The organism is Exiguobacterium sp. RIT452 (assembly GCF_003598705.1).
GTDB classification, from domain to species: Bacteria; Bacillota; Bacilli; order Exiguobacteriales; family Exiguobacteriaceae; genus Exiguobacterium_A; species Exiguobacterium_A undae.
Map to the genome: position 1 here is coordinate 528,553 of NZ_QXJB01000001.1, position 22,975 is coordinate 551,527.

Annotated in this window: 26 protein-coding genes and 1 riboswitch; of the genes, 22 read left to right on the forward strand and 4 right to left on the reverse strand. The window is 51.0% G+C overall.

Features of this window, described 5'->3' with window-relative positions; genetic code table 11:
• Positions 1-48 precede the first annotated feature (48 nt).
• Both D3D03_RS02670 and D3D03_RS02675 read right to left on the reverse strand, forming a co-directional pair.
• A complete protein-coding gene (locus D3D03_RS02670; protein ID WP_119922636.1) occupies positions 49-546 on the reverse strand; it encodes a C40 family peptidase in 498 nt (165 codons plus the stop codon).
• 212 nt (positions 547-758) lie between these two features.
• The gene (locus D3D03_RS02675) at positions 759-1,952 is read right to left on the reverse strand and encodes an MFS transporter (RefSeq protein WP_119922637.1); all 1,194 of its coding nucleotides are present in this window, start codon (positions 1,950-1,952) and stop codon (positions 759-761) included.
• 196 nt (positions 1,953-2,148) lie between these two features.
• On the opposite strand from D3D03_RS02675, the gene D3D03_RS02680 reads away from it, so the two are divergent.
• The 18 genes from D3D03_RS02680 (at position 2,149) to D3D03_RS02765 (ending at position 18,339) form a co-directional block, all read left to right on the forward strand.
• Positions 2,149-2,574 (forward strand): OsmC family protein, encoded by a 426-nt coding sequence (locus D3D03_RS02680; protein ID WP_026833298.1) that lies wholly within the window; start codon positions 2,149-2,151, stop codon positions 2,572-2,574.
• The gene (gene nagZ, locus D3D03_RS02685) at positions 2,571-3,818 is read left to right on the forward strand and encodes a beta-N-acetylhexosaminidase (protein ID WP_119922638.1); all 1,248 of its coding nucleotides are present in this window, start codon (positions 2,571-2,573) and stop codon (positions 3,816-3,818) included. The genes D3D03_RS02680 and nagZ overlap by 4 nt, the downstream gene beginning before the upstream one ends.
• Positions 3,819-3,877: 59 nt before the next feature.
• Positions 3,878-3,980, forward strand: a riboswitch (TPP riboswitch).
• Positions 3,981-4,071: 91 nt separating this feature from the next.
• On the forward strand, positions 4,072-4,668 hold the full coding sequence (locus tag D3D03_RS02690; RefSeq protein WP_119922639.1) for a thiamine phosphate synthase: 597 nt from the start codon (positions 4,072-4,074) through the stop codon (positions 4,666-4,668).
• Positions 4,665-5,669 (forward strand): NAD(P)/FAD-dependent oxidoreductase, encoded by a 1,005-nt coding sequence (locus D3D03_RS02695; protein WP_119922640.1) that lies wholly within the window; start codon positions 4,665-4,667, stop codon positions 5,667-5,669. The genes D3D03_RS02690 and D3D03_RS02695 overlap by 4 nt, the downstream gene beginning before the upstream one ends.
• Positions 5,654-5,857 (forward strand): sulfur carrier protein ThiS, encoded by a 204-nt coding sequence (thiS, locus tag D3D03_RS02700; RefSeq protein ID WP_119922641.1) that lies wholly within the window; start codon positions 5,654-5,656, stop codon positions 5,855-5,857. The genes D3D03_RS02695 and thiS overlap by 16 nt, the downstream gene beginning before the upstream one ends.
• Position 5,858: 1 nt before the next feature.
• The gene (locus D3D03_RS02705; protein WP_028106562.1) at positions 5,859-6,626 is read left to right on the forward strand and encodes a thiazole synthase; all 768 of its coding nucleotides are present in this window, start codon (positions 5,859-5,861) and stop codon (positions 6,624-6,626) included.
• The gene (locus tag D3D03_RS02710) at positions 6,623-7,633 is read left to right on the forward strand and encodes a ThiF family adenylyltransferase (protein WP_119922642.1); all 1,011 of its coding nucleotides are present in this window, start codon (positions 6,623-6,625) and stop codon (positions 7,631-7,633) included. Before D3D03_RS02705 ends, D3D03_RS02710 begins: the two co-directional genes overlap by 4 nt.
• Before the next feature lie 127 nt (positions 7,634-7,760).
• On the forward strand, positions 7,761-8,150 hold the full coding sequence (locus D3D03_RS02715) for a hypothetical protein (protein WP_028106560.1): 390 nt from the start codon (positions 7,761-7,763) through the stop codon (positions 8,148-8,150).
• Positions 8,151-8,235: 85 nt separating this feature from the next.
• Positions 8,236-8,442, forward strand: a complete 207-nt coding sequence (locus tag D3D03_RS02720) for a helix-hairpin-helix domain-containing protein (protein WP_119922643.1) — start codon at positions 8,236-8,238, stop codon at positions 8,440-8,442.
• Positions 8,443-8,590: 148 nt separating this feature from the next.
• Entirely contained in the window at positions 8,591-9,712 is a 1,122-nt protein-coding gene (locus D3D03_RS02725; protein WP_119922644.1) for an exonuclease SbcCD subunit D, read from the forward strand.
• Positions 9,694-12,702: an AAA family ATPase gene (locus D3D03_RS02730; RefSeq protein ID WP_119922645.1), complete on the forward strand. Its 3,009-nt coding sequence runs from the start codon at positions 9,694-9,696 to the stop codon at positions 12,700-12,702. Before D3D03_RS02725 ends, D3D03_RS02730 begins: the two co-directional genes overlap by 19 nt.
• A gap of 10 nt (positions 12,703-12,712) precedes the next feature.
• A complete protein-coding gene (locus D3D03_RS02735; RefSeq protein WP_119922646.1) occupies positions 12,713-13,504 on the forward strand; it encodes an AAC(3) family N-acetyltransferase in 792 nt (263 codons plus the stop codon).
• Positions 13,505-13,563: 59 nt separating this feature from the next.
• Positions 13,564-14,301, forward strand: coding sequence for a Bax inhibitor-1/YccA family protein (locus tag D3D03_RS02740; RefSeq protein WP_028106556.1), 738 nt, complete (start codon positions 13,564-13,566; stop codon positions 14,299-14,301).
• A gap of 114 nt (positions 14,302-14,415) precedes the next feature.
• A complete protein-coding gene (locus tag D3D03_RS02745; protein WP_119922647.1) occupies positions 14,416-14,760 on the forward strand; it encodes a PadR family transcriptional regulator in 345 nt (114 codons plus the stop codon).
• A complete protein-coding gene (locus D3D03_RS02750; protein ID WP_119922648.1) occupies positions 14,750-15,505 on the forward strand; it encodes a permease prefix domain 1-containing protein in 756 nt (251 codons plus the stop codon). Before D3D03_RS02745 ends, D3D03_RS02750 begins: the two co-directional genes overlap by 11 nt.
• An 18-nt stretch (positions 15,506-15,523) precedes the next feature.
• Positions 15,524-16,282, forward strand: a complete 759-nt coding sequence (locus D3D03_RS02755; RefSeq protein ID WP_119922649.1) for an ABC transporter permease — start codon at positions 15,524-15,526, stop codon at positions 16,280-16,282.
• Positions 16,279-17,694, forward strand: coding sequence for a hypothetical protein (locus D3D03_RS02760; protein WP_119922650.1), 1,416 nt, complete (start codon positions 16,279-16,281; stop codon positions 17,692-17,694). The genes D3D03_RS02755 and D3D03_RS02760 overlap by 4 nt, the downstream gene beginning before the upstream one ends.
• 12 nt (positions 17,695-17,706) lie before the next feature.
• Positions 17,707-18,339 carry an ABC transporter ATP-binding protein gene (locus D3D03_RS02765; protein WP_233550619.1) on the forward strand — a complete coding sequence of 211 codons (633 nt, stop codon included), beginning with the start codon at positions 17,707-17,709 and terminating at the stop codon, positions 18,337-18,339.
• Positions 18,340-18,388: 49 nt separating this feature from the next.
• Here the strand turns inward: D3D03_RS02765 and D3D03_RS02770 are convergent, their stop codons facing one another.
• Entirely contained in the window at positions 18,389-18,706 is a 318-nt protein-coding gene (locus D3D03_RS02770; protein WP_119922652.1) for a hypothetical protein, read from the reverse strand.
• Positions 18,707-18,834: 128 nt separating this feature from the next.
• Between D3D03_RS02770 and D3D03_RS02775 the strand changes: the two genes are divergently transcribed.
• From D3D03_RS02775 to D3D03_RS02785, 3 genes are all read left to right on the forward strand, one after another.
• On the forward strand, positions 18,835-19,569 hold the full coding sequence (locus tag D3D03_RS02775) for a nuclease-related domain-containing protein (protein WP_119922653.1): 735 nt from the start codon (positions 18,835-18,837) through the stop codon (positions 19,567-19,569).
• A gap of 134 nt (positions 19,570-19,703) precedes the next feature.
• On the forward strand, positions 19,704-20,126 hold the full coding sequence (locus D3D03_RS02780) for a MarR family winged helix-turn-helix transcriptional regulator (protein ID WP_026833278.1): 423 nt from the start codon (positions 19,704-19,706) through the stop codon (positions 20,124-20,126).
• A gap of 72 nt (positions 20,127-20,198) precedes the next feature.
• Entirely contained in the window at positions 20,199-21,233 is a 1,035-nt protein-coding gene (locus tag D3D03_RS02785; protein WP_028106549.1) for a YhgE/Pip domain-containing protein, read from the forward strand.
• A 42-nt stretch (positions 21,234-21,275) separates the two neighbouring features.
• Here D3D03_RS02785 and D3D03_RS02790 read toward each other — a convergent pair whose 3' ends face one another.
• A complete protein-coding gene (locus tag D3D03_RS02790; RefSeq protein ID WP_028106548.1) occupies positions 21,276-21,917 on the reverse strand; it encodes an SDR family oxidoreductase in 642 nt (213 codons plus the stop codon).
• A 202-nt stretch (positions 21,918-22,119) separates the two neighbouring features.
• On the opposite strand from D3D03_RS02790, the gene D3D03_RS02795 reads away from it, so the two are divergent.
• Positions 22,120-22,941, forward strand: a complete 822-nt coding sequence (locus D3D03_RS02795; RefSeq protein ID WP_119922654.1) for a transporter substrate-binding domain-containing protein — start codon at positions 22,120-22,122, stop codon at positions 22,939-22,941.
• Positions 22,942-22,975: the final 34 nt, after the last annotated feature.

Genomic DNA, 22,975 nt, shown 5'->3' on the forward strand with positions numbered 1-22,975 from the left:
AAAAACGCAATCTGAAACTCATGACGAGTTCCGGATTGCGTTTTTGTTTCATTGATACGATTTGATGAGGATATCTTGTTTCGTGTAGTAACTCCACGTCAGGTCTTGCGATTCGACCTTTTTCGTCGTTACGGCAACGAACTTATTTTTACCGGTGTAGATCCCGACGAAGTTCGGTGCCTTTGCTTTTTTTGCTTGGACGAATAACAAGTCGCCCGGCACCGCTTTTTTAAGTGTGACGGTCTTGAGCGGCATCGCGGCTTGTTTCGCAATCGTCCGTTCGAGTGTCAGACCGCTCTTTTGATAAACATATTGCGTGAAGCCAGAGGCATCAAACCCTTTTGTTGTCGTGCCGCCTTCTTTATACGGAGTCCCGATCAGTGATGTCGCCAGTTTAGCGATCGCTGCTTTCTTTTTCGCGAGTACTTTTTCCGACAACGGTTTTTTCGTTTCAACTTTTGTTGGTGTCGCAGCAGATGTTGCGACCGGGCTGACCGTCGCCGTCAGTAACAGGGCAGTCAACGGAAGGGCATAATACGATTTCATAATAAAAACTCCTTTAAGTAGTTGGGATCAAGTGCTGTTTCTACCGTACCATGCCGGTTTACAGATAAAGAAACAAATTGGATACTTTTACCTAACAGTGTTGTAAGGTTTGGTCTGAGTAACCGTCGGCTTTAAGTTCCGGATGCAACAAAAAGACTTCTGTTCCGTATGCCACAAGTGATGGCACCATTCGAACAGAAGTCTTTTGGATGTTATGCCCGCTGATCGAGTCGGTGACTGACAGCGGTCAAAGCAGCTGCGAGTAAGGCGACGGCACCGCCAACAAGCGCGATATTCATGATCGGACCGTTCGCATAGACGAGTCCACCTAAAGCAGAACCGAAGGCAATCCCGACATTGCTTGCGACCGGCATCAAGGACGCGGCCAGCCCTTTTGCTTCCGGATTAAACTTCTCTGCCAAATCAATCAGATAGATTTGTGTTGAGGTCGTTAATAAAATCGACATCAAGGACATCAAGGCAATGTTGATCAGCCCCAGCGAAACGGACGCTGTCGTCACGTAGAGGGCGGCGAGTACAATCGCCTGAACGATGAAGACGAAACGGAGACGACCGATCGGGTTCCGGCTGGCGATTTTCCCGGCCAAGATGTTACTGAAGATCGAGACAACACCATACGCGAGCAAAATCGGACTGATCCACGTCGACGGCAATTTCAACTCCAGCTCAAGAACCGGGACGAGATACGTATAGACGACGTACGTCGCACCGAATCCAAACGACGGGATGAAAAAGGCAATCATGATCCGCGGATTGGCGAGTAGACGAAGTTGATCGCGAATCGAACTGGTCGCCGTTGATTGTTGGACCGGAACGACTTTGAAGACACCGACTAACGCAATGACGCCAAGTGCACTTGTCAGCCAAAACGTTGCGGCGTACCCGGCATGTTGACCGATGAAGGTACCGATTGGAACTCCCAAGACGTTCGCAAGGGTAAAACCGCCGAAGATGAACGAGACGGCGACCCCGCGTTTTGCAATCGGGACACTGTCACTGGCGACGACCATCGCAAGCGAAATCAGGACGCCCGTCAAAACAGCCGTCACGATCCGGGTCAATAATAAGATTTCGTAATTCGGTGCAATACTGCTGCAGACATTCAGCAAAATCCAGACGAAAATCAAGCCAAGCATTAATTTACGCCGCTCGAGATGTCCGGTCAGTGACATCGTAATCGGTGTCCCGATGGCGAAAGCGATAGCAAAGGCAGAGACGAGTGTCCCGGCTTTCGCGATCGTAATGTTCAGACCGTCTGCGATTTCGGATAAAATCCCGACGATGACGAATTCGCTTGTTCCGAGGACAAAGGTCAACATGGATAACGTTGCGATCAACAGCCAGTCGGTTTGACTCAAACGAGTCGATGATGATGACATACACATTCCTCACTTCTAGCGCCTGTGCGCAAAAAACTATCGTGTATCAGAATAGCATGATTCAAGTGGTGCGGAAACAGGATTTAGAGGAAGGTGAAAAAGAAGCATTATTGCGAATAGCACGTCAATTTCACTTGGCGGAGATTCGGGTATACTGAAGAAGTAAAGACAACTAAAAAACATGTAAAGGACGTGACGGAACATGCAAGCAACAGTCACTTGGAACCACAAGATGGGATTTAGCGGCGAGACCGAATCCGGACATCACTTAGCGATGGACGCAGCACCGGATAACGGAGGCGACAATCAAGCACCACGCCCGACGGAGCTGTTACTCCACGCCGTTGCCGGTTGTACCGGCATCGACATCGTCTCGATTTTAGAGAAGATGCGTTTGACGTTGACCTCATTTGAAATGGACATCGAAGGGGAACGGGCAGACGACCATCCGCGCCGCTTCACGACGATTTCGATCCATTACCGGCTTGAAGGCGATTTACCGGAAGATAAGGTCCGTCGGGCGATTTCATTGTCAAAAGACAAATACTGCTCCGTCTCCCAATCGTTGAACGCAGAAATTGAAGTCTACTATTCAATCAACGGCGTCCGAAACGAGGAACCGATTTGAAGCTGTTTTTCCCTGTTGTCTTCGCAACTGTCCTGTTGTCCGGTTGTGCCGACGAGACGGTGAAACCGGACGAACCGGCACCGAAGCAAGCCGAAGAAACAAAACAGCCGAAACCACAAAAACCGGAGCAACCGTCTGCCCGGGAACAAGTGGAAAATGAACTTAAGCAGACGGTCTCTCAGATGTCGACGGCGGAAAAAGTCGATCAACTGCTCTACATCGGTGTGGCCGGAACAGCATTGACGGAAGCGGATCGCCGGCTGTTGCAGCAACATGCGCTGGGTGGAGTGTTGTTACTCGGCGGTAATATCACGTCATCCGGCCAACTGAAGGCATTGACGGCTGACATCAATGAAGCGCAAACGTCGGATCAACGGGCATTCGTCGGTTTTGACGAAGAAGGTGGACGGGTCAGCCGGGTTCCGGACGCACAACTCAAACTGTCGCCGAGCCTGGCATATGGTCAAAAAAATGATCCGGAATTAATGGAAGACGTCGGGCAGACGCTTGGCTCCATTTCCCGTTTTTACGGATTCAACATGGATTTTGCACCGGTCCTTGACGTCAACAATAATCCGGCGAATCCGATCATCGGCGACCGGGCGCTCAGTGCGGACCCGCAACAAGTGGCACGACTCGGTGTGCCATTGATGCAGGGAATGAAGGAAGAAGATATCGTGCCGGTCGTCAAACATTTTCCGGGACACGGAGATACGACCGTCGACTCGCATGTCGGTCTGCCGCGGGTCGATGCGACGAAAGCGGAACTTGAGCAGACGGAGCTGGTCCCGTTTAAACGGGCGATTCAAGACGGGGCTGAAATGGTCATGGTCGCGCATATCCTGTTCCCGGCTCTCGACAAAAATCGACCGTCCTCGTTATCGAAAGAAGTCATGACCGGTGTGTTACGGAGTGAACTGAAATTTGATGGTGTCATCATCACGGATGATCTCGTCATGGGAGCCATCACAGAACGGTACGGATTAGCTCAAGCGGCAGGTCTTGCACTTGAAAACGGTGCGGATATGGCGATGTTTTCCTCACCCGGCGCGTACGCGTCCGTTCACAAGGAAATCATGGCGCGGATCAAACAAGGGAAACTGTCGACAGCCGATCTCAACCAGAAAGTCATGCGGGTCTTACGCTTAAAACAAACGTATGACTTGTCGCAAACGAAACGTGTCGACGAATACCAACGCTTGATCGAGCAGGTCAAAGCGGTCGAATCGGACATGCGACACTAATCAAGGGTGGAACTAATCGGACTACCCGTGGTAAACTACAGACGTACCACACAAATAAATATCTACACTAGGGGAGTCTCGCAGCAGACTGAGACGGAAGTATCCGGACCCTTTGAACCTGATCTAGTTCGTACTAGCGGAGGGAAGTGGTATCCGATCATCTATCGAGGGAACGCCAAGCGTCGCCCTTTTCGTAGGACCACTCCATCAGTTCATGGGGTGGTCCTTTTTCGTGTGGAAAGGAGGGGGAACGATGTCACATTTACACCTGATTACAACCGGACGCGACAGTAAGGAAGTGCTGGAACAGACCCTTCCGCAGCTCGCACTGTCCGTCGATCGCATCCACTTACGGGAGCCAACCTGGTCAGTCCGGGAATTGGTTTCCTGCATTGATACGTTGCTCGACCAAGGAGTCCGCGCAGACCAGTTGGTTGTCCATGACCGGCTCGATGCTGCACTCGTCACCGGCACGACCGTCCAGTTGACACGCCGCAGTCTGTCGGTCGAGCGTGTCCGGGCACAGTTTCCGACGATCTCCATCGGTCAATCGGTTCACTCGTTGACCGAAGCGATGGTGGCGGAACAAGCCGGCGCCGATTACGTGATGTACGGTCATATTTTTGAGACGGATTCGAAACCCGGCGTGGCGCCAAGGGGGCTCGATGCGTTACAGCAAGTCGTCGACTGGACATCGATCCCGGTCATCGCCATCGGCGGAATCAAACCGGAAAATCTGTCTGATGTCTTAACGACCGGGTGTAGCGGAGTTGCCGTCCTGTCCGGGATTTTGGGACAAATCCATCCGGCGGAAGCAGCCGGACGGTTCCGGGCGGTGATTGGACGATGAAACAACCGGATGTATTAATCGTCGGTGCCGGTATCATTGGTTTGACGCTCGCCTATGAGTTATTAAATCGGGGGCAAAGTGTTCGCGTGCTCGATCAGTCGGCAGTCGGACAAGGCGCGACACGGGCGGCAGCGGGGATGCTCGCGACGGACGAAGAACTGTCGGAACCGTTACATGCGTTAGCGGCAGTCAGCCGTGTCCTGTATCCGCAGCTTGTCCGTCAATTGTTCGACGAGACCGGGTTGACGAGCGGTTATCTCGAACTGCCGTTTCAGCTGCGCCAGGCAAAGCAAACCGTCCAATTTGAACGGGTCGGTCAAGTCGATCCTCCGTTGCTTGTCCGTGCGTTACGGCAAGCGATTGAACAGCGGGGTGGCGTGATTGAAGAACAGGTAAGTGTCTTGCGTCTTTTGCGGGACAGCGGGACGATAACCGGGGTGGAGACAAGCCGGGGACAACAGGTTGGTCGGCAGGTCGTCATCGCCGGCGGACGAGGATCGGAACCGTTGTTGCAAACGATCGGGATTCCGATTGATACGCTTCCGGTCAAAGGTGAGTGCCTATCTGTCCGTCTCACAACCGGTCGACTGGAGCAGACTTTGTTTCATGAGACGGTGTACCTTGTCCCGAAAGCAGACGGACGGATTATCATCGGCGCAACGGAACACGTTGGTGAGGAATCGACGACGGTCAACGCGGGCAGCATCTCGGACCTGTTGGCGGCAGCAATTGACGTGTATCCGCCGATCCGTGATGCGGCACTGGTTGACATCTGGTCCGGTGTCCGGCCGCAGACCCGTGACGGCTTACCGTATCTTGGACGGGTCAAAGGAATTGACGGTTTGTTGGTCGCGACGGGACATCACCGGCACGGCATCTTGCTCGCTCCGGTGACGGCACAAGTCCTCGCCGATTGTGTCATGAACCGAAAACCGGAAGTTACGCTGGAGGCATTTTGTTGCAGACGACACGAGGAGGAGAATACATGCAGATCCGATTGAATGGGAAAGACTATCCACTGGCGGAACAAACGAAGACGCTACACGACTTGATTCAGCAGTTGAACATCGATGAAGAGGTCGTCATCATCGAACAAAATCATCAAATCATCGACCGGTCCCGGTATACGGACACGAACGTCCAACCCGGTGATGTCGTTGAAATCGTTCATTTTGTAGGAGGCGGATAACATGTTAGAAATTGGCGGAAAAACATTTGCATCACGATTATTACTCGGAACGGGAAAATACCCGGACGCTGAAACGCAACAACAAGCGGTCGAAGCATCGGAAACGAACATTTTAACGTTTTCCGTCCGGCGTCTCGATGTCTTTGCGAAGGAACAGACGAATCCACTTGCGGCACTCGACTTAAGTCGTTATGACCTGTTGCCGAATACGGCGGGCGCAAAAACGGCGGAAGAAGCCGTCCGGCTGGCCCGGCTCGCCCGGGCATCCGGCATGTGCGACATGGTTAAAGTCGAGGTGATCGGTTGCGACAAGACATTATTGCCGGATCCGATCGAAACCTTACGGGCGGCAGAGGAATTAATCAAGGACGGTTTCATCGTCTTGCCGTATACGTCGGATGATTTGTTGCTCGCCCGTCGGCTCGAGGAACTGGGCTGTCACGCAATCATGCCGGCAGCGTCACCGATCGGTTCAGGGCAGGGGATTTTAAACCCGCTTGCGCTCAGTTTCATCATCGAGCAGATGACGGTCCCGGTCATCGTGGATGCGGGGATTGGTTCACCGGCTGACGCGGCTTACGCGATGGAGCTCGGTGCCGACGGTGTCTTGCTGAATTCTGCGGTCGCCCACGCCACCGATCCGGTCAAGATGGCACAGGCAATGAAACTGGCGGTCGAAGCCGGGCGCCTCGGTTTCGAAGCGGGACGGATCGAGAAAAAACGGTATGCGACGGCAAGCAGTCCGACGACTGGAATCAGCCGTCCATGACGGACCGCTACAGCCGCCAAATCCGCTTTCGTCCAATCGGACAAGACGGACAAGATCAACTGGCTGAGCGCCGCGTCGTCATCATCGGTCTCGGTGCGCTCGGAACAGCCAGTGCGGAACAGCTTGTCCGGGCCGGTGTCGGACGGGTGACCCTGATTGATCGCGATTACGTCGAGTGGAGCAATCTTCAACGGCAACAATTGTACACGGAACGGGATGCCCGGGAACGGTTGCCGAAAGCGGTCGCAGCCAAGCAACGGCTTTGCGAAGTCAATTCTACGGTGACGATCGAAGCGATTGTGGAGGACGTGACGGCGACGAACATTGATCGACTCGTTGCGGAGGCGGATTTGATCATGGATGCGACAGATAATTTCGCGATTCGGATGCTGATCAATGATGTCGCGGCAAAGCGGGAGATCCCTTGGATTTATGGGGCCTGTGTCGCCAGTTACGGCATGACATACACCGTTTTACCGAAGGAGACGCCTTGTCTGCATTGTTTGCTGAATCATCTGCCGCAACAACAGGATACGTGCGATACCCGGGGCATCATCAGTCCGGCCGTCCAACTGGTTGCCTCGCATCAAGTGACGGAAACCTTGAAACTGTTGACGGGTGCGAAAGCAGCACTACGTCGGACGTTGTTGTCGTTTGATCTTTGGACGAATCAGCAGAGTCAGATTGATGTCACGTCCTTAAAACAAGCAGCCTGTCCTACGTGCGGTGACGCTGCCGTCTATCCTTATCTCAACGGAACGCCGCTCCAATTCGTCACGTTGTGCGGTCGGGACACCGTGCAAGTCCGGGGAGAAGGGAAACGGGATTTGGTCCGGCTGGAAAACGAGATACGGGCACGCGGTATGAAAAGTCAACGGAACCCGTATTTGCTGATGTTCGAGACGGAGCAGCACCGGATTGTCGCCTTTGCCGACGGGCGGATCTTGATTCACGGGGAAGCGGATCCGGAACAGGCAAAACAGACGTACGCAACGTATTTCAAGTAAGCGTTCACAAAAAAGTAAACAATTTTTTTCGATACATGTTTTAGATGTTTAAAAAAGAGGTAAATAAGACTTCAGACGTAAGTCGGAGCTTTTTAGGTGGAATTGAATGTGAAGAGGAGTGATTACGATGAAACAAGAATTCGATCAATCGATCCAGTCATTGGATCAGACGAAGCGGACAGACCACGCAGCTGAAGCCGTTCAGCAGGCGAATTGGAATCCAGACCGGTATCGGACGAATCTGAATCCGTTCTATCTGTCACCTTGCAGCGTCGAAAGCCGGGTAGAGCGTCAACAGGAAGTTGACCGGATTGTCGAAGTCGAGCCTACATCCTCCCCTCTCCAACAGTTATTCGAGCAGAAACAGGAAGAGCATATAACAGCAACTGAACCAGGTTCTGGCAAAAATCCCGGAGGAAAATTTACGACTGGGATTGTCGTCGGAGCAATCATCGGAGGATCGGTATCCATCTTCACATCGGTGAAGCGATTTCGTCAAAAGCGTCGGACCCACTGAGGATGACCTCTAACATGTTGTAAAGAACCGTCTCCTTTTAAATGAGGAGGCGGTTTTTTGTTTAGGGAAACAGGAGGGGATGGCAATGCAATCCAATGCATCCAAATCCGAGGTGTTTTCTTCACTCGCAAAACCCGCACAACGGGCATTGAACGCACATGGTGTGACATCCTTGACTAGCTTATCGATGTACCGGGAAGACGAGGTGCTGAGGTGGCACGGAATCGGTCCTTCGTCGATACCGAAGTTGAAACGGGCGTTAGCAGATCATGGATTGGCTTTTAAGCCGTGAAGCAAGACGCAACCCATTGATTGACCGGGGGAAATCCCCGATTGATTGATGGGTTTTGTTTGGTTTGGAATCAGCAGGAGCTTCAGCAGAAGCGATCAAGTCATGCTAAAATAAAGATATTATAGAGGAAAAGTGAGCGTGATGAAAGATGAAATGGATTCATACTGCCGATTGGCATTTAGGGAAAATCGTTCATGGGGAATCGATGCTTGAAAACCAACGCGCCGTCCTCGACGAGTTTATCCGGTTGCTTGACCGGGAACAACCGGACGCGGTCATCATTGCCGGTGATTTATATGACCGGGCTGTCCCGCCGACGGAAGCCGTCGAACTGCTGGATTCCGTCTTAGCCGAAATCGTGCTCGAACGGAAGATTCCGGTCGTCGCGATCAGCGGAAACCATGATTCAGCAGAACGACTGAGCTTCGGAACGACGTTATTACAACGGGCGGGTCTTCATCTGGCCGGAAAGTTAACACCAACCATTGAACCAATCGAGATTCAAGGCGTCCGTTTTTACCCGGTCCCGTTCGCGGATCCGGCGACCGTCCGTTACATCCATCAAGATGATTCGATCCGGACCCATGATGAAGCGATGCGGAAAATCATCGGAACGATGACGATCGAGGGGCCAAGCGTCCTCGTCGGGCATGCCTTTGTCATCGGCGGACTTGAAACGGATTCCGAACGCCAGTTGTCGGTCGGAACGGCGGGACAGGTCAGCGCCAGTGCCTTTGCTCCGTTTACGTACACGGCACTCGGGCATTTGCATAATCCACTTGCGATCAAGTCAGACACGATCCGTTACAGCGGTTCGTTATTAAAATACTCGTTCTCGGAAGCACATCACGTGAAAGGCGTCGACATCTTGACGCTCAACGATGCGGGGATGTTTGACCGCCGGTTTGAACCGTTGGCCGCTAAACGCGACCTGCGTGAACTGACAGGCAGCCTCGCAGAATTGACGGATCCGGTCTTTGTCGCGACCCAAACAACGGACGATTACATCAAAATCAATTTGACGGATGCCGAAGCGTTGATCGATCCGATGGGGAAACTGAAGAAAATCTATCCGAACATTCTCCATCTCGAGCGGACCGGCTTTACACGTGAAAGTACACGATCGGTGCAAGCATCCCGCGATCAAGTCCAGGCGGCGACGTTGACCGATCTGTTCCGGGAATTTTATGAAGCGGTTCGTGAAAAACAACCAACGGATGCGATGCAATCCGTGTTAGAGGAGGAAGCTGCATGCGTCCAGAACGATTGACCTTACGTGCCTTCGGACCATTTGCCGATGAACAGACGATTGATTTTCGCGAACTCGGGGGGCGGACGATGTTCGTCATCTCCGGCAATACCGGTGCCGGGAAAACAACGATTTTTGATGCATTGACATTTGCCTTATACGGAGAAACATCAGGCGGGGAACGGGAAATGAGCGATCTGCGCAGTCATTTCGCCAAACCGGACCAAAAGACGGAAGTGGAACTCGAATTTCTGCTTAAAGGGGAACGGTACCGGATCATCCGGCAACCGAGCCAGCCCCATCCGGTCAATAAGACGGATTATGGGCATGAAGCCGAGTTCGCCCGACATGACGGCACGACCTGGAAGCCTCTTGCGCTGAAGATTCCGGAAATCCGCCAACAAGTCCAGGAATTGTTGCAACTTGACCATAAACAGTTTTCACAGATCTTATTGCTCCCGCAAAATAAATTCCGGGAATTGCTGATGGCAGAGTCAAAAGACAAGTTACAGATTCTCAAGCAACTGTTCAAGACGGAACACTATGGGGAGTTTCAACAACGCTTGCACCGCAAAGCACTGGATCTCGCCGCAGCCATCAAAGAAACAAAGACGAAGCAGTTGTCGAAACTTGAAGAACTGCCGCTTGAGCTGAACTGGGCAGAGGCGACGGAAACGACGATTCGTCAAGAAACGGATCAGCTGCTGAAGTCACTTGAGGTAAAAATCACTGATGCTGCAGTCACGGAACAAGCGATCCGCGAGACCGTACAACGCGTGACGGATCGTCTGCGTCAGGCAGAGCAACTCGAACAAACCTTTGTCGAGTACGACGAGTTGCTGCGACTCGAACAACAACTGGCGGTGACATTGCCGGAGACGAAACATCAGACGGAACGATACGACGCGGCGACGCGGGCGGCGGCAATCAGCGGAGTCTTTGAGACGTTCCAATCGGAGCAACAGACGGTCCAGCAGTTGACGGCTACGAAACAACACGTTTCGACAGAACTGGAGCAGTTGTTGCAGCGGCTTGATCAGGTGAATCAAGACGTCGAGCGGCTGGCGGCGCAGGAACCGGAAATGCGTGAGGCAGCACGCCGCCTGGAGCAAATCGAAGAAGAACTGCAGCGGTTGCAGGATCAAGAACAGCTGTTAACACAACAACAGCAGTTAACCCGGGCGATTGCCGAGCTGAATCCGGAAGCCCTGCGCAAGGAACGTGATCAGAAACGTGGTGAACGGACGACCCTTCAAACAAGCGTCGGTGCGATGACGGACGATTCAAGCAACCGTCTGACGATTCAGGAACGGCGTTTCCTCTTACAGACTGCTGAGCAAAAACAGCAGGAATGGCAACGAAACGAAGCGGAGCGGCTCCGGTTGATCGAACAGGGAACGCGGGTCAAACAGGAAAAAGAGCAGGCGGAACTTGCCTATACGACAGGACGGCAAAACGAACGCCGTCAACTGGCAGCAGAACTGGCGGCGCACCTGCATGAGGGAGACGCCTGCCCGGTCTGTGGAAGCACGTCGCATCCGCACCTTGCCGTTAAAGCGGAATCGCTGGATGTCGAAGCCTTACATCAGGTTTATTTAAAAACCCAGACGGCGCATCAGGAACTGCAGGCAACGTACCGGACAATCGCGGAACGGAAACGGCAACTCGAACACGACATCACGACGCTTGGTCAAGGTAAGGAACTTCCGACCGATCTAACCGTGATTCGGACAGAAATCGAGTCCTTACAGGCACAGGAAACCGCGTTGCAACGGCAACAGGAGCAAAAACAACAGCTCGAGCAGCAATTGCGCACAATCGAGACAGGACTGGAACGATTGGACCGTCAGATTGAGGAAGAGTCGGATCGCCAGTCGAAGCTGCAGCTGGAACTGGCCCGGCTCGAGGGCATGTTGACCCGGAATCCGGATGCTCCATCGCGTCGTGAATTAGAGACGGAACAGCAGACGTTAAGCAAACGGTTGGCGTCGTTTGAAACGGCACGGACGGGAGCCCACAATCAGAAACAACAACTAGATCAAGACGTCGCGGTGCGGCGCGATCGGTTGGAGCACATCCAAACAGACTTGACGGAGCGGACATCGAAGTGGATGGAAGCGAAAGCAACGTTCGAACGGAGCCTGCAGGAAGAACGGTTTGCGACGGTCGAACAGTTTGAACAGGCACGGATGACACGGCAAGATATTGCCCAATTGGCGGAACAACTGGAAGCCGACCGGCGGAAACGTCAGGACGTCGAGATCGGACTGGAGCGCATTCGTCAGATCGTAAAAGCGCAGGACCGACCGAACTTAGCGACGATCCGATTGTCTGTCGAGCAGGCGGAAGCCGAATTGACCGAAGCGACGGACCGGCGGATCGGTGCCGAAAAAGAACGGCTCCACGTCAAGCAATTGGTCGATGCCTGGTCGACGTTACAACAACAAATCGAGGCAGAAGATACACGCTATGGCATCATCGGTGAGTTGGCACGGGTCGGGGTCGGTGAAAATGCGCAACGGATGACGTTTGAGACGTATGTCCAAACCGCCTACTTCGACGAGATCCTGCAAGCCGCGAACCGGCATCTGCACGGGATGACGTCGGGCCGTTTCCTGCTTGAACGGAAGACGGAAGCCGGAAAGGGCTTGAAAAAGTACGGACTCGACTTAAACGTCTTTGATGCCTATACGTCGCAGACACGGCACGTCAAAACGTTGTCCGGCGGAGAAAGTTTCAAGGCCTCACTCGCCTTGGCGCTTGGTCTGTCGGAAGTCGTGCAGGAAGCAAGCGGCGGCGTATCGCTTGAGACGATGTTCATCGATGAAGGATTCGGTACGCTCGATCCGGAATCGCTTGAGCAGGCGATCGAAACGCTGTTATCGATTCAGGCAAGCGGCCGGATGGTCGGAATCATCAGCCACGTCCAGGAACTGAAATCACGGGTCGATGCGAAAATTGAAGTGACGCAAGGTAAAACAGGATCGACGATTCGCCTTGTCGTCGAGTGAGGGGTGCGAAATGGAAACAAGACAAATGGTCACGAAATCAAGATTGATCACAGATTTAAAACAGCTTGGTGTGACACCGGGCATGAAAGTGTTCGTCCACAGCTCGATGAAGGAGATCGGTTGGATTCCGGGCGGCGCACAATCAATCATCGAAGCGTTGCAAGAGGTCGTCACAGCAGACGGTCTGATCATGATGGCGGCACAAAGCACCGATAATTCAGACCCGAAAAACTGGAGTCGTCCCGCCGTACCGGAAGACTGGTGGGAGACGATTCGTCAGGAAATGCCGGCGTACGATCCGGCGAAGACACCGACACGCGCCATCGGGAAAGTTCCTGAACTTTTCCGGACGTTCCCGGACGTCAAACGCAGTGCCCATCCGATGTGGTCGGTCACGGCATGGGGAAACGAGGCAGCGGCATTTGTTGCCGGACATACGATTGAAAATGGATTTGGTCCGGGGTCACCGCTTGAGAAATTCATTGAAGCGGACGGTCAGATTCTTCATCTCGGTTCACCGTGGGATGCGACAACCGTTTGGCATTATGCCGAATATGGGATTGACCGCCCGGATGAAGAGTCGGGCTGTAAAGTCAATCAGGCCGGTCAAGAGGTCTTCATCACGTACCGTCACCGGATGATCGACAGTGATCCGTTTGGACCGATCGGTGAAGGGTTGACGGATGAGCCCTTCGTGACGACAGGCAAAGTCGGACAAGCGACGTCGCACCTCGTCTCGGCAAAGGAATCGATTCCCGTCGTCATGTTTCAGCTGAATGCCTTAAATAGTTGGTTAAGCTGAAACTTTTCCGGGAAACAACCGTAATAAGACATAGATAAAATAGAAGGAGTGAACGCAAGATGGCAACACGATTCAAAGTTAATCCTGCCTTACGCCGTGGTTTTGAGACGGCGCGTGCCGGCGAACGGCCGATGACAAAAGCAGGGACGATGAGTAAGATTTTCCTCTTACTTGCCCTCGTCACGGCAGCAGCCGGCGGGACCTGGTTCTTCTTGGCCGCAAATCCGCAATTCTTAATTCCTGCATTGATTGGCGGAGTCGTCCTCGGATTGATTCTCGCCCTGATCATCACCTTTAAACCACGGACCGCTCCGGTACTTTCACCGGTCTACGCAATTGTCGAAGGGGTCGCCGTCGGAGCGATTTCACTGATGTTCGAAAGCATGTATCCTGGATTAGTCGGTAAGGCGGTCCTTGCGACCTTCGTCGTCTCGTTTGCGATGTGGTTCGTCTATTCGACCGGTATGATTAAGGTGACGCAACGATTCCGTTCGGCCGTCACGGCAGCCATCCTGTCGATCCTCGTCTTGTACGGAGTCAACTTACTCTTGACGTTGTTCGGCATCAGCTTACCGTTCATGACGGGCAGCTCGCCGCTTGCGATCGGCATTCAGTTTGTCATCGTCATCGTTGCCTCCCTGTCACTGGTGATGGACTTTGATTTCATCTCGCAACAAGTGCAGGCACGGGCACCAAAATCGATGGAGTGGGTCGCGGCGTTCGGTTTGATCGTTACGATTATCTGGTTGTACATCGAAATGCTTGATCTGTTGTATCGTTTGGCAGCACGAGATTGATGCGTAGTTGAGAAATCGTTTCCGCTTTTTAGTGGAAGCGATTCTTTTTTTATTAAGTACCTTGCATTATAGAGTACATTGTTTTACATTGTATGTAAGAGGTGGTGGGAGAAGATGGAAATTGATAAAGAGCTGTTAAAAGGACATATCGACACCTTGATTTTGGCGTTACTGGTCGACAAGGACCGGTACGGGTATGAAATCGCAAAAGAAGTGCGGGAAAAAAGCGCGGATGCGTTTGAGTTAAAAGAAGGAACGCTTTACCTATCACTGAAGCGACTGGAAAAGAAGGCGGCCGTCATCTCGTACTGGAGTGATGAAGCGGCTGGCGGTGCACGCCGCAAGTATTACCATCTGACGGACGAGGGACGGGCGTTACTGCGGACGAAACGGCAGGAATGGCAGGTCGTCAAACGATTGATGGATCAATTTTTAGGAGGGGACCGCGATGATAGATGAGTATGTAAATCAGCTCTACCGCTCGGCTGATCCGGATTTGCCGGAAACGAAGGAGCTGAAAGACGAAACGCGGCAACACTTGGAGGAAACTGTCGCCGAGCTGGTGTTTGACGGGTACTCGGAACAGGCGGCAATGAAAATTGCCATCAATCGATTTGGTGGTGAAGAACAATCGCAGGCATTGATCCATGAATTACAACTGATCCAAAAGTTGTTTGCAAAACGGATTTTACGTGCCGGGATTGTCGTATTGGTGTTGAGCCTGATGTTTGGTTTCAGTGGTTTCATCGTCCGGAGTACATCGGATATTTCGGAAAGCGGTATTCGATATCAACTAGGGGAGGAATGGCAGGCAACTGATTCTGCTCCGCTGAAGACAGTTGTCGAAGAAGAGTGGATGGTCACGGCAGCCCGGATATACAGTACGTCGGCTGAAGGCGGACGATTGACGCTTGAACAAAGCTATGGAAAAAGCGTACCCGCTATTTTTCAACCGTTTATGTCATCACCTCTTAGCGGTGCACCGGACGAAGGATGGGAAGTTGAATTTGATGAGATTGATACGGTCGTCATCGGTTTAGCCCTTGCATTACTCGGATTATCGGCGGCACATGTCTTGTTTGCAATCTGGATCATCATTCAGCGGCACCGGACGGATCGGCTGTCGCGAACGACGACCGTCTTGTCGATCGTGATTCCCGCCCTCAGCATCTTGTTGTATTTTGTCACGAAAAAACGACCATAACCAAAGGAGGAGAAACCATTGCAATCGATTATCTGGACGGAATTAAAACGAAGCATGACACGTCGGACGTTATGTCTGGCTTTGCTGCTCCCGCTGGTTATCCTGTTACAGTTTAACCAGGTTCGGACCGGATACGTATTCTTGACGTGGCAGGGGGTGTTCGAAGAATCTGCCGGAACGATTATCGCCGTCGCGTTTCCGTTAATCTGTTGTGTGCTGTACCTGCCAACGGTCGCCCGTGAAATCGATCATCAGTTCATCCGGTACGCGCGGACCCGTGTTTCGCTAACGGACTATCTCATTGCCAAAGGAGTCGTCAACGCCTTGATCACGTTTATCGTCTTTTTTGTGACGATGCTCGGCTGGATGCTGTTTTTACGGTTCGTAGAGCCGAGCTTGAACTGGATGACATATGAACAGGGTCCGGAATCATTGACGACGTTCACCCAAGCCTTTACGACGGATGGGATTTATATGATCGCTTATGCGGGATGGATCGGACTCAATGCGATGGTATATGCGACAATTGCTTACCTGTTGTTAGTGTTGTCCGGGAAATTATTTCTGGCAGTCGGTCTTCCGTTTTTGTTTTATCACCTGTTGAACTTTGCGACCGGTTTGCTCAGTGTCCCGCAATTTTCGCCCGTCAGCACGATTTTCCCGTTTAACATTATCGCGATGCCGTTGTGGACGATATTTGTTCCGTTCAGTGTCCTGGGATTGATGTTGCTCGGACTGATGATCACGGGGATGAAGCGGACGGAGTGGGAACTGTGAGCCGGATCGTCCATGCGGTTTGTTGGCTTCAAGTGACGCTTTTTGCGGGTATCTGGATGTATCAAGATCAACAGGAAGCACTTAGTAAAGGAATCGAATTTAATCAATGGGATTTAATGACGGCAGTGACGATGAATACCTATTTGTTGATGTACGATATTTTGTTGCTTGTTCTCCTGTTATCGATTGTTCGAATACAAAGGGACTTAACGGATTTCCGGTTGATCCGCTTCCGGAATACACGAAGTGCGTTGATACATAGTACCGGACGGTTCGCTAAATCGTGGGGAATGGGTTTATTAGTGTATGCGATTGTCGGATACCTGTTTGCGCTGCAGGCACCGGCTGAAACGAATTGGAGTCTTGCGGCACGGGCCGGACAGGTATTTTATATCCCAAAAGACTCGGTGTTTTTGAACATTTCGCCGCTGCTTTCCCATTGTCTGCAACTTGGATTTTTATTTGTCGGCGGTTTGTTGATTCATTTATTACTGGGTTTTTTCTACCTGTGGACGAAGCAGCGGAAACTCTTGTACCTGCTTTCGGGCCTGCTGTTTCTCGGGACAGGGCTTGCCTTTAAAATCGGACTTCCGAGCCTGTTTTTCCTGTTGTCGTTAGCCGCACTGCTTGCGCATCAGGCGTATGAATTTTGGATAGGTTGCATTTTTGTCCTGGGCATCGGATTTTTGCTTCTTGACCGGCCGATTCGTTTGCCGAACAGCGGCGGTTCATCCGCTCTCTATCTAGTATGTTGTGCATTGATTTTCTTGATGCAGCCGGCGAATCAGACGTATGGTGATTACTTACTGACCGTATTCAGCGGCGTCCGGTCTGATGGTTTCACGCTGCAGGCATATTTGAATCATGCCGTCTTATTTTTTGGCTATACCTACCTGCTGACGCAACGATATGAACGGGACGTCATCGATCAAGGACTTTATCACATCATCCGGCACCGGTCGTTGAATCGATGGTTTTCGAAACAATTGGTGCGGCTTTTAGTGACAGCAACCGGGACAGTCATCGGTCTCGTCGGTTTAGCGACACTGTTTGCATTTTTACGTGGTGTCGAGTGGACGACTCAGATGAACGGTTTGTCGGTTGATCTCGCGACGATTCTTTACCAGACAATCGTCAACGGAACACTCCAACTCATCGTGTACGGTCTGATTCTGTTTCTCGTCTTGTACTGGACGCGCGAAGCCATCCAAGGTATTTACTGGATTGGAGGCGGAATGGTCGCACTGTTGCCGCTCGTTCAACAGGACTGGATTCCAATTGGACGAAATGGAACGGTTCAGCTGCTTGACCATTCCGCTTACGCAATCAGTCTGCAACTGGTTGGAGCAAGCCTCTTCGTTTATATCGTCATCCAGCTCGTTTTCCGAAAACATGTCCGAACAAATCATTAAGGAGGCAAAATGATGATTACATTAACGAACGTCAGCAAACAATATAAAGGGCATGAACTGTTTCACAACATGAACGTCTTGTTCGGACCGGGAAAGATTTACGGCATTACCGGTATCAACGGGTCCGGCAAGTCGGTGTTATTCAAGATGTTATGCGGGTTTGTCTTTCCGGACGCGGGAACGATTGCAGTCGACGGGCAAACCTTGACGGGGAAACACCGCTTTCCGAAAGACTTCGGCATCTTGATTGAACGACCGGGTTACATCGGTCAACTGGACGGATTCACGAATTTAAAAGAATTGGCCCGGATTCAAAATAAAATCGATGATGCGGCGATTCGCCGGGCGATGGAACAAGTCGGACTGGCGCCGAATTTGACGCAAAAGGTCAAACACTATTCGCTTGGAATGAAACAAAAACTCGGGATTGCCCAAGCCATCATGGAAAATCAACAGGTCTTGTTACTCGACGAACCATTTAATGCCCTTGATACGGATAGTGTCGAACGGATCCGGACACTGCTCGTGCAGTATAAAGAAGAAGGGCGGACGATTTTCCTGACCAGTCACCATCAGCAGGACATCGATTTACTGTGTGACGAAGTGTATCAAATTCAAGCGGCGCGACTGGAGAAGGTCCGTTAAACATCAAGACAGGCAAGTCCTCCTTTCGGAAGACTTGCCTGTTATTCGTTCAGCGCCTGTCCGACGATGCCTCTTTGATTGCATCGACATATTGTTTGGCTTCAAGTAATGGATAACCGAGAGTTTCTCGAACCAGTTTAATCGCTTCGACTGTCTCATGATTAGACAGAAGTTGCTCAATCTGTTCATTCAATAGGCTGTGACTGCTTGCGGCATCATTCATGCCGAGATGTTCTTGAAGACGTGTCAGTTCACGTAGTGTTTGCTGTTGGGTCATGCGAAGTTTTGCAAGTTGTTGCGAAACAGATTGCCACACGATGATCAGCAGGATCAAAGGCAACCAAATTGAGAAAAATGAGTCAAACATCCCTACCCCTCCTTTTCTTTACCGTACCACAGTGAAATGAATGTAACAATTAGTGGAAATTGAAAAGAATTCCGTTTATTCTGGAATAGTGGAAAATTTAGGATTTAAAAAAGAAAGGAATGAAATGAGTGGAAGATTTGTTAGCTGCATTAATTCCGGCGTTACTTCTCATCGGAAGTGTCATGTTCGTCGGGTTTGCCGTCACGCTCGGCAGTTTGTTTTACTTCCGTCGCCGATCGTTCGACAAAAGTACATATAAGCAGGTCACGCAGGAACGTTTTCTAAAGGCGGTCCGCGATAAAGGAATCTGGGGCGAATATTTGACGACCCGTCAGCTCGAAAAGGTTGGAGGATACGGAAAGTTCGTCATCAATACTTATTTACCAAAAGCACGGGGCAAGGGAATGACGGAAATCGATGTCACCTTCATTCATGAGAGTGGCATCTATGTATTGGAATCAAAAAACTACAGCGGATGGATCTTCGGGAAAGAGGCGGACCGGCAGTGGACGCAAATGTTTAAGAACCGGTACAAACAACGATTTTACAACCCGATCAAACAAAACGAGCAGCACTTGAAAAGCATGGCACAGTTTTTAGCGGGAACGGTGGAGCAACAGGTGTTCCAATCGGTCATCGTCTTCAGCGAACGGTGTGAACTGAAAAAAATCACGATTGAGTCCGGTCACGTCCATGTCATCAAACGAAATGAGTTACACCGGACGATCAAACGTTTGGCAACGGTCAAACGGCTGACACCCTCACAAGTCGATGCCGTCTATGAGCAGCTTAAACAACAGTCGCAAGTCGACCAACACGTCAAGGATGCGCATATCGAAGCGATCAAATCGTTTACGTCTTGAATTATATTAGCTTGTACAATTTTTAAGGCGAGAACTATTAACTAAGACATTTGACAAACCACCTCATCCGGCATATAGTAAATAAGTTCAATTAATAAGTAGTGCAACTATTATTCTTGAGGTGGGGAGTTCCAGTGAAAGAAACGGATTGGTCACTTGGTATGCAACTGTCACGCAGCTATCATTCCTTTAAACGTGCCGCCACCAAGCGGATGGAAGAACACGGTCTGACACCGGAACAGTTCTCGGTGTTGAGTGAGCTTCATAAACAAGAGGGCATTTCGCAAAAACAGTTGGCGCTGTTGACGGAACGGGACCAAACGACGGTCGGGAAAATCCTTGATAAGCTCGTCAAAAAAGGACTGGTCATCCGTTCGGCGGATCCACGCGACCGGCGGGCCTTCATTCTATTGACGACAAAAGAAGGCGTTCAGGTCATCCGACTGTTGGAACCGACGCTCGATCAGCTGCAACAGCAAGCTTTTTCCGGATTGTCCAAAAAAGAAATTAAACAATTCATCAAGACACTTGAAACCATTTACCAAAACGTGACGTAACTGGTTTCTCTTTTTTGGATTAATAGTTGCATATGCTATTATAAGTAATGCATATAAAGGGGAGCGGAACACATGAAGAGTTTTAAAGATGTTTTTTCGGTTACACAAACGAAAGTGGGATTGATGTTTGCCTTGATCGTCCCGATCTTATTTCTTGTCGTCTGGATGACGGGGTACCAAGGGGCGACGGATCGTCTGGATCAGTTGCGTGTCGCTGTCGTCAAGTCGGATTCGACAGTCGGCTTGTATCAAAACTTGCAGAAGGAGAGTCCGTTCACGGTACAATCTGTCCGTTCGGAAGCAGAGGGGCTGAAGCAACTGGATGCCGGGGAAGTCGAGATGGTCCTCGTCGCGAGTCTGACGGATACGGATCAACCGAAGCTGACGTTCCACGTCAATCAGGCAAATGCTGAATTTGCGAACGGCATCCTGAAACAGGCAACAACTGAAATCACCCAAGCGTTAAACGGCACACCTGCGGTTGTCTCTGACGTCATCGTCGAACATGAAGTGTCTGATTTCTCGACCTCGATGCTGCCGATCTTACTGGGTTTCGTCATCTACATTGCGGTCATGACGATGGGCATCCAGTTTAATCTCGTGACGCAAATCCTGCAAAAACGACATGCAAAGTGGTCGCTCTTTTGGAGCAAACAACTGTTGCACGGTCTTGTCCTGTTAGTTGTGCCGCTGGTCATGGTGTCGCTTGCGTTTGCCTTTTCAGAGATACAAGCGTCTTTTCTAAAAGTATGGGCGTTCCAGGTATTATTGACGGCAACTTGTATCGGTGTCACTCAGATGAACTTCACGATTTTCGGTCCGATTGCGCCACTCGTCAACGTCGCTTTGATTCCGTTCCAGCTGATGACGGCAGGAAATATTGTGCCCCCGTCGATGCTGGCACCATTTTACCAGACGATCGGTCATTATTTGCCGGTACCGAATGCGGTCGCGGGACTGACCCGATTGATTTACTTTGACGGAAATATCTCGTCGTTTGTTCTTCGTCTGACGGTCATCTTGCTGGTCACGGTTGCCGTGACATTGATTTTGACGGCTGTTCGTCGGGAACAGGCGCATATCGTTGAAATGAAGCGAGCTTCGTAAAAAAATGAGCCCAATCCAAATGGATTGGGCTCATTTTTGACATTACGCAAAAATATCAGCGATCGGTGTTGTTCCTTCAAGCAGGGGAATCGTTTGGTGATACGCCGATTCCTGTTCAATCGCAGCGATGACGACACGCGCGACATCTTCGCGGGCGATCGTCGTCTTGTCCGTTGATGCCGGATCTGTCGTCACGGCACCGGTTCCTGTATCGTCCGTCAAGCCACCCGGGCGCAAGATCGTATAGGCGAGGGAACTGTCCCGAAGCAGGCGATCGGCATAGTGTTTTGCGACATAATACGGTTTCATGCTGTCCGACCAAGTTTCCGGCGAATCGGCATTTAACGCACTGACCATGATGAATTGTTTCGCTTGAATGTGTTCTGCGGCCGCAATCGATTTTGCTGCGCCATCCAAGTCGATCAGAATGGTTTTATCGGCACCCGTATGACCACCGGAGCCTGCCGTAAAGATGATGACATCACTGTTATTGATGGCGTCTGTGATCGACGAGACATCCTGTTCGAGATCAAGCAGGACAGGTGTCGCCCCCAGTGCTTCGAAATCTGCGAACTGTTCCGGTGAGCGCAAACCGACCCGCACATCGTGCACCGACCCGCTCAATTGTTTTGCCACATGCCGACCCACTTTTCCGTTCGCCCCAATAATAAATACGTTACTCATCTTCCATTCCTCCCATTCATTGTGAATTCTTTTCCAGTATGAAAGAAAGGACAAGGGTTCTGCAAATAAGAGGGCTCAGCAATCGAACATCGTCTTGTTTTGACGAAATAATCAAAAAACTCTTGGATAACATAAAACAATATGATACTGTTTTGAGTATTATACAGAAAAAAGCGTCAGACAGAGAGAGGAAGCGAGCAGAGTGAATAAAAGAGGATTAGCACTTGGAGGAAGTCTGTTGCTTTCTGGTCTTTTGGCAGCAACACGATTCAAAGATGTGACCGGTTCATTCAGTGTCGGCAAACAAAACGTCTTCACGACGAAAAAGATCGTCGTCGGGACGACCGGAGATTATAAACCGTTTACGTACTTGAACCGTCAGACGAATCAATATGAAGGGTTTGACATCGACGTCATCCGCTCGTTTGCCGAGAAAGCCGGACTGGAAGTCGAATTCGTCCCGACGACATGGGGGACGTTGACACGTGACTTGCGTGCCGGGAAATTCCATATGGTCGTTGGCGGCGTCACGAAGAACATCGAACGGGAAATTGTCGGTGACTTCACGAAAAGCTATTTATCGTTCCAAAAGACACCTCTTGTCCGCGCTTCGGATCTTGATTTATTGACGTCGATTGCAGCCATCAATCGTCCGGATGTGACAATCGGCTTGAATCCGGGCGGCACAAATGAACAGTTTGTCCGGCAGACGTTTGATCAGGCGCATATCGTCATGTATGCGGATAATTTAGCAATTCCGGCAGCCGTCGCGGCGGGAGAAGTGGATGTCATGATTACGGATACCGTCGAAGCGATTTATTACGCATCGCTTGATGTCCGATTAGGTGCCCCGAAAATAAAGGAAAAATGGATTCCGGCCGAAAAAAGTTACCTCATTCAAGATCGGCAAACGGAAGTTTTGGATGTCATGAATCTTTGGATGAACTCTTATGAAGGAAAACAACGGATTGAGCAATTAAAAGAGAAGTGGTGTGTCGCTTCGGTCGTACACGACGCAGTATAACGGCTAAAATCAACGGGCAAATCCATCTTGGGTT

Coding starts and splice junctions, on each gene's coding strand:
- D3D03_RS02690 (WP_119922639.1), top strand. CDS start 4,072: ATGTCACATTTACACCTGATTACAACCGGACGCGACAGTAAGGAAGTG.
- D3D03_RS02765 (WP_233550619.1), top strand. CDS start 17,707: ATGATTACATTAACGAACGTCAGCAAACAATATAAAGGGCATGAACTG.
- thiS (WP_119922641.1), top strand. CDS start 5,654: ATGCAGATCCGATTGAATGGGAAAGACTATCCACTGGCGGAACAAACG.
- D3D03_RS02715 (WP_028106560.1), top strand. CDS start 7,761: ATGAAACAAGAATTCGATCAATCGATCCAGTCATTGGATCAGACGAAG.
- D3D03_RS02680 (WP_026833298.1), top strand. CDS start 2,149: ATGCAAGCAACAGTCACTTGGAACCACAAGATGGGATTTAGCGGCGAG.
- D3D03_RS02675 (WP_119922637.1), bottom strand. CDS start 1,952: ATGTGTATGTCATCATCATCGACTCGTTTGAGTCAAACCGACTGGCTG.
- D3D03_RS02735 (WP_119922646.1), top strand. CDS start 12,713: ATGGAAACAAGACAAATGGTCACGAAATCAAGATTGATCACAGATTTA.
- D3D03_RS02705 (WP_028106562.1), top strand. CDS start 5,859: ATGTTAGAAATTGGCGGAAAAACATTTGCATCACGATTATTACTCGGA.
- D3D03_RS02750 (WP_119922648.1), top strand. CDS start 14,750: ATGATAGATGAGTATGTAAATCAGCTCTACCGCTCGGCTGATCCGGAT.
- D3D03_RS02670 (WP_119922636.1), bottom strand. CDS start 546: ATGAAATCGTATTATGCCCTTCCGTTGACTGCCCTGTTACTGACGGCG.
- D3D03_RS02695 (WP_119922640.1), top strand. CDS start 4,665: ATGAAACAACCGGATGTATTAATCGTCGGTGCCGGTATCATTGGTTTG.
- D3D03_RS02710 (WP_119922642.1), top strand. CDS start 6,623: ATGACGGACCGCTACAGCCGCCAAATCCGCTTTCGTCCAATCGGACAA.
- D3D03_RS02720 (WP_119922643.1), top strand. CDS start 8,236: ATGCAATCCAATGCATCCAAATCCGAGGTGTTTTCTTCACTCGCAAAA.
- D3D03_RS02725 (WP_119922644.1), top strand. CDS start 8,591: ATGAAATGGATTCATACTGCCGATTGGCATTTAGGGAAAATCGTTCAT.
- D3D03_RS02730 (WP_119922645.1), top strand. CDS start 9,694: ATGCGTCCAGAACGATTGACCTTACGTGCCTTCGGACCATTTGCCGAT.
- D3D03_RS02740 (WP_028106556.1), top strand. CDS start 13,564: ATGGCAACACGATTCAAAGTTAATCCTGCCTTACGCCGTGGTTTTGAG.
- D3D03_RS02745 (WP_119922647.1), top strand. CDS start 14,416: ATGGAAATTGATAAAGAGCTGTTAAAAGGACATATCGACACCTTGATT.
- D3D03_RS02785 (WP_028106549.1), top strand. CDS start 20,199: ATGAAGAGTTTTAAAGATGTTTTTTCGGTTACACAAACGAAAGTGGGA.
- D3D03_RS02790 (WP_028106548.1), bottom strand. CDS start 21,917: ATGAGTAACGTATTTATTATTGGGGCGAACGGAAAAGTGGGTCGGCAT.
- D3D03_RS02770 (WP_119922652.1), bottom strand. CDS start 18,706: ATGTTTGACTCATTTTTCTCAATTTGGTTGCCTTTGATCCTGCTGATC.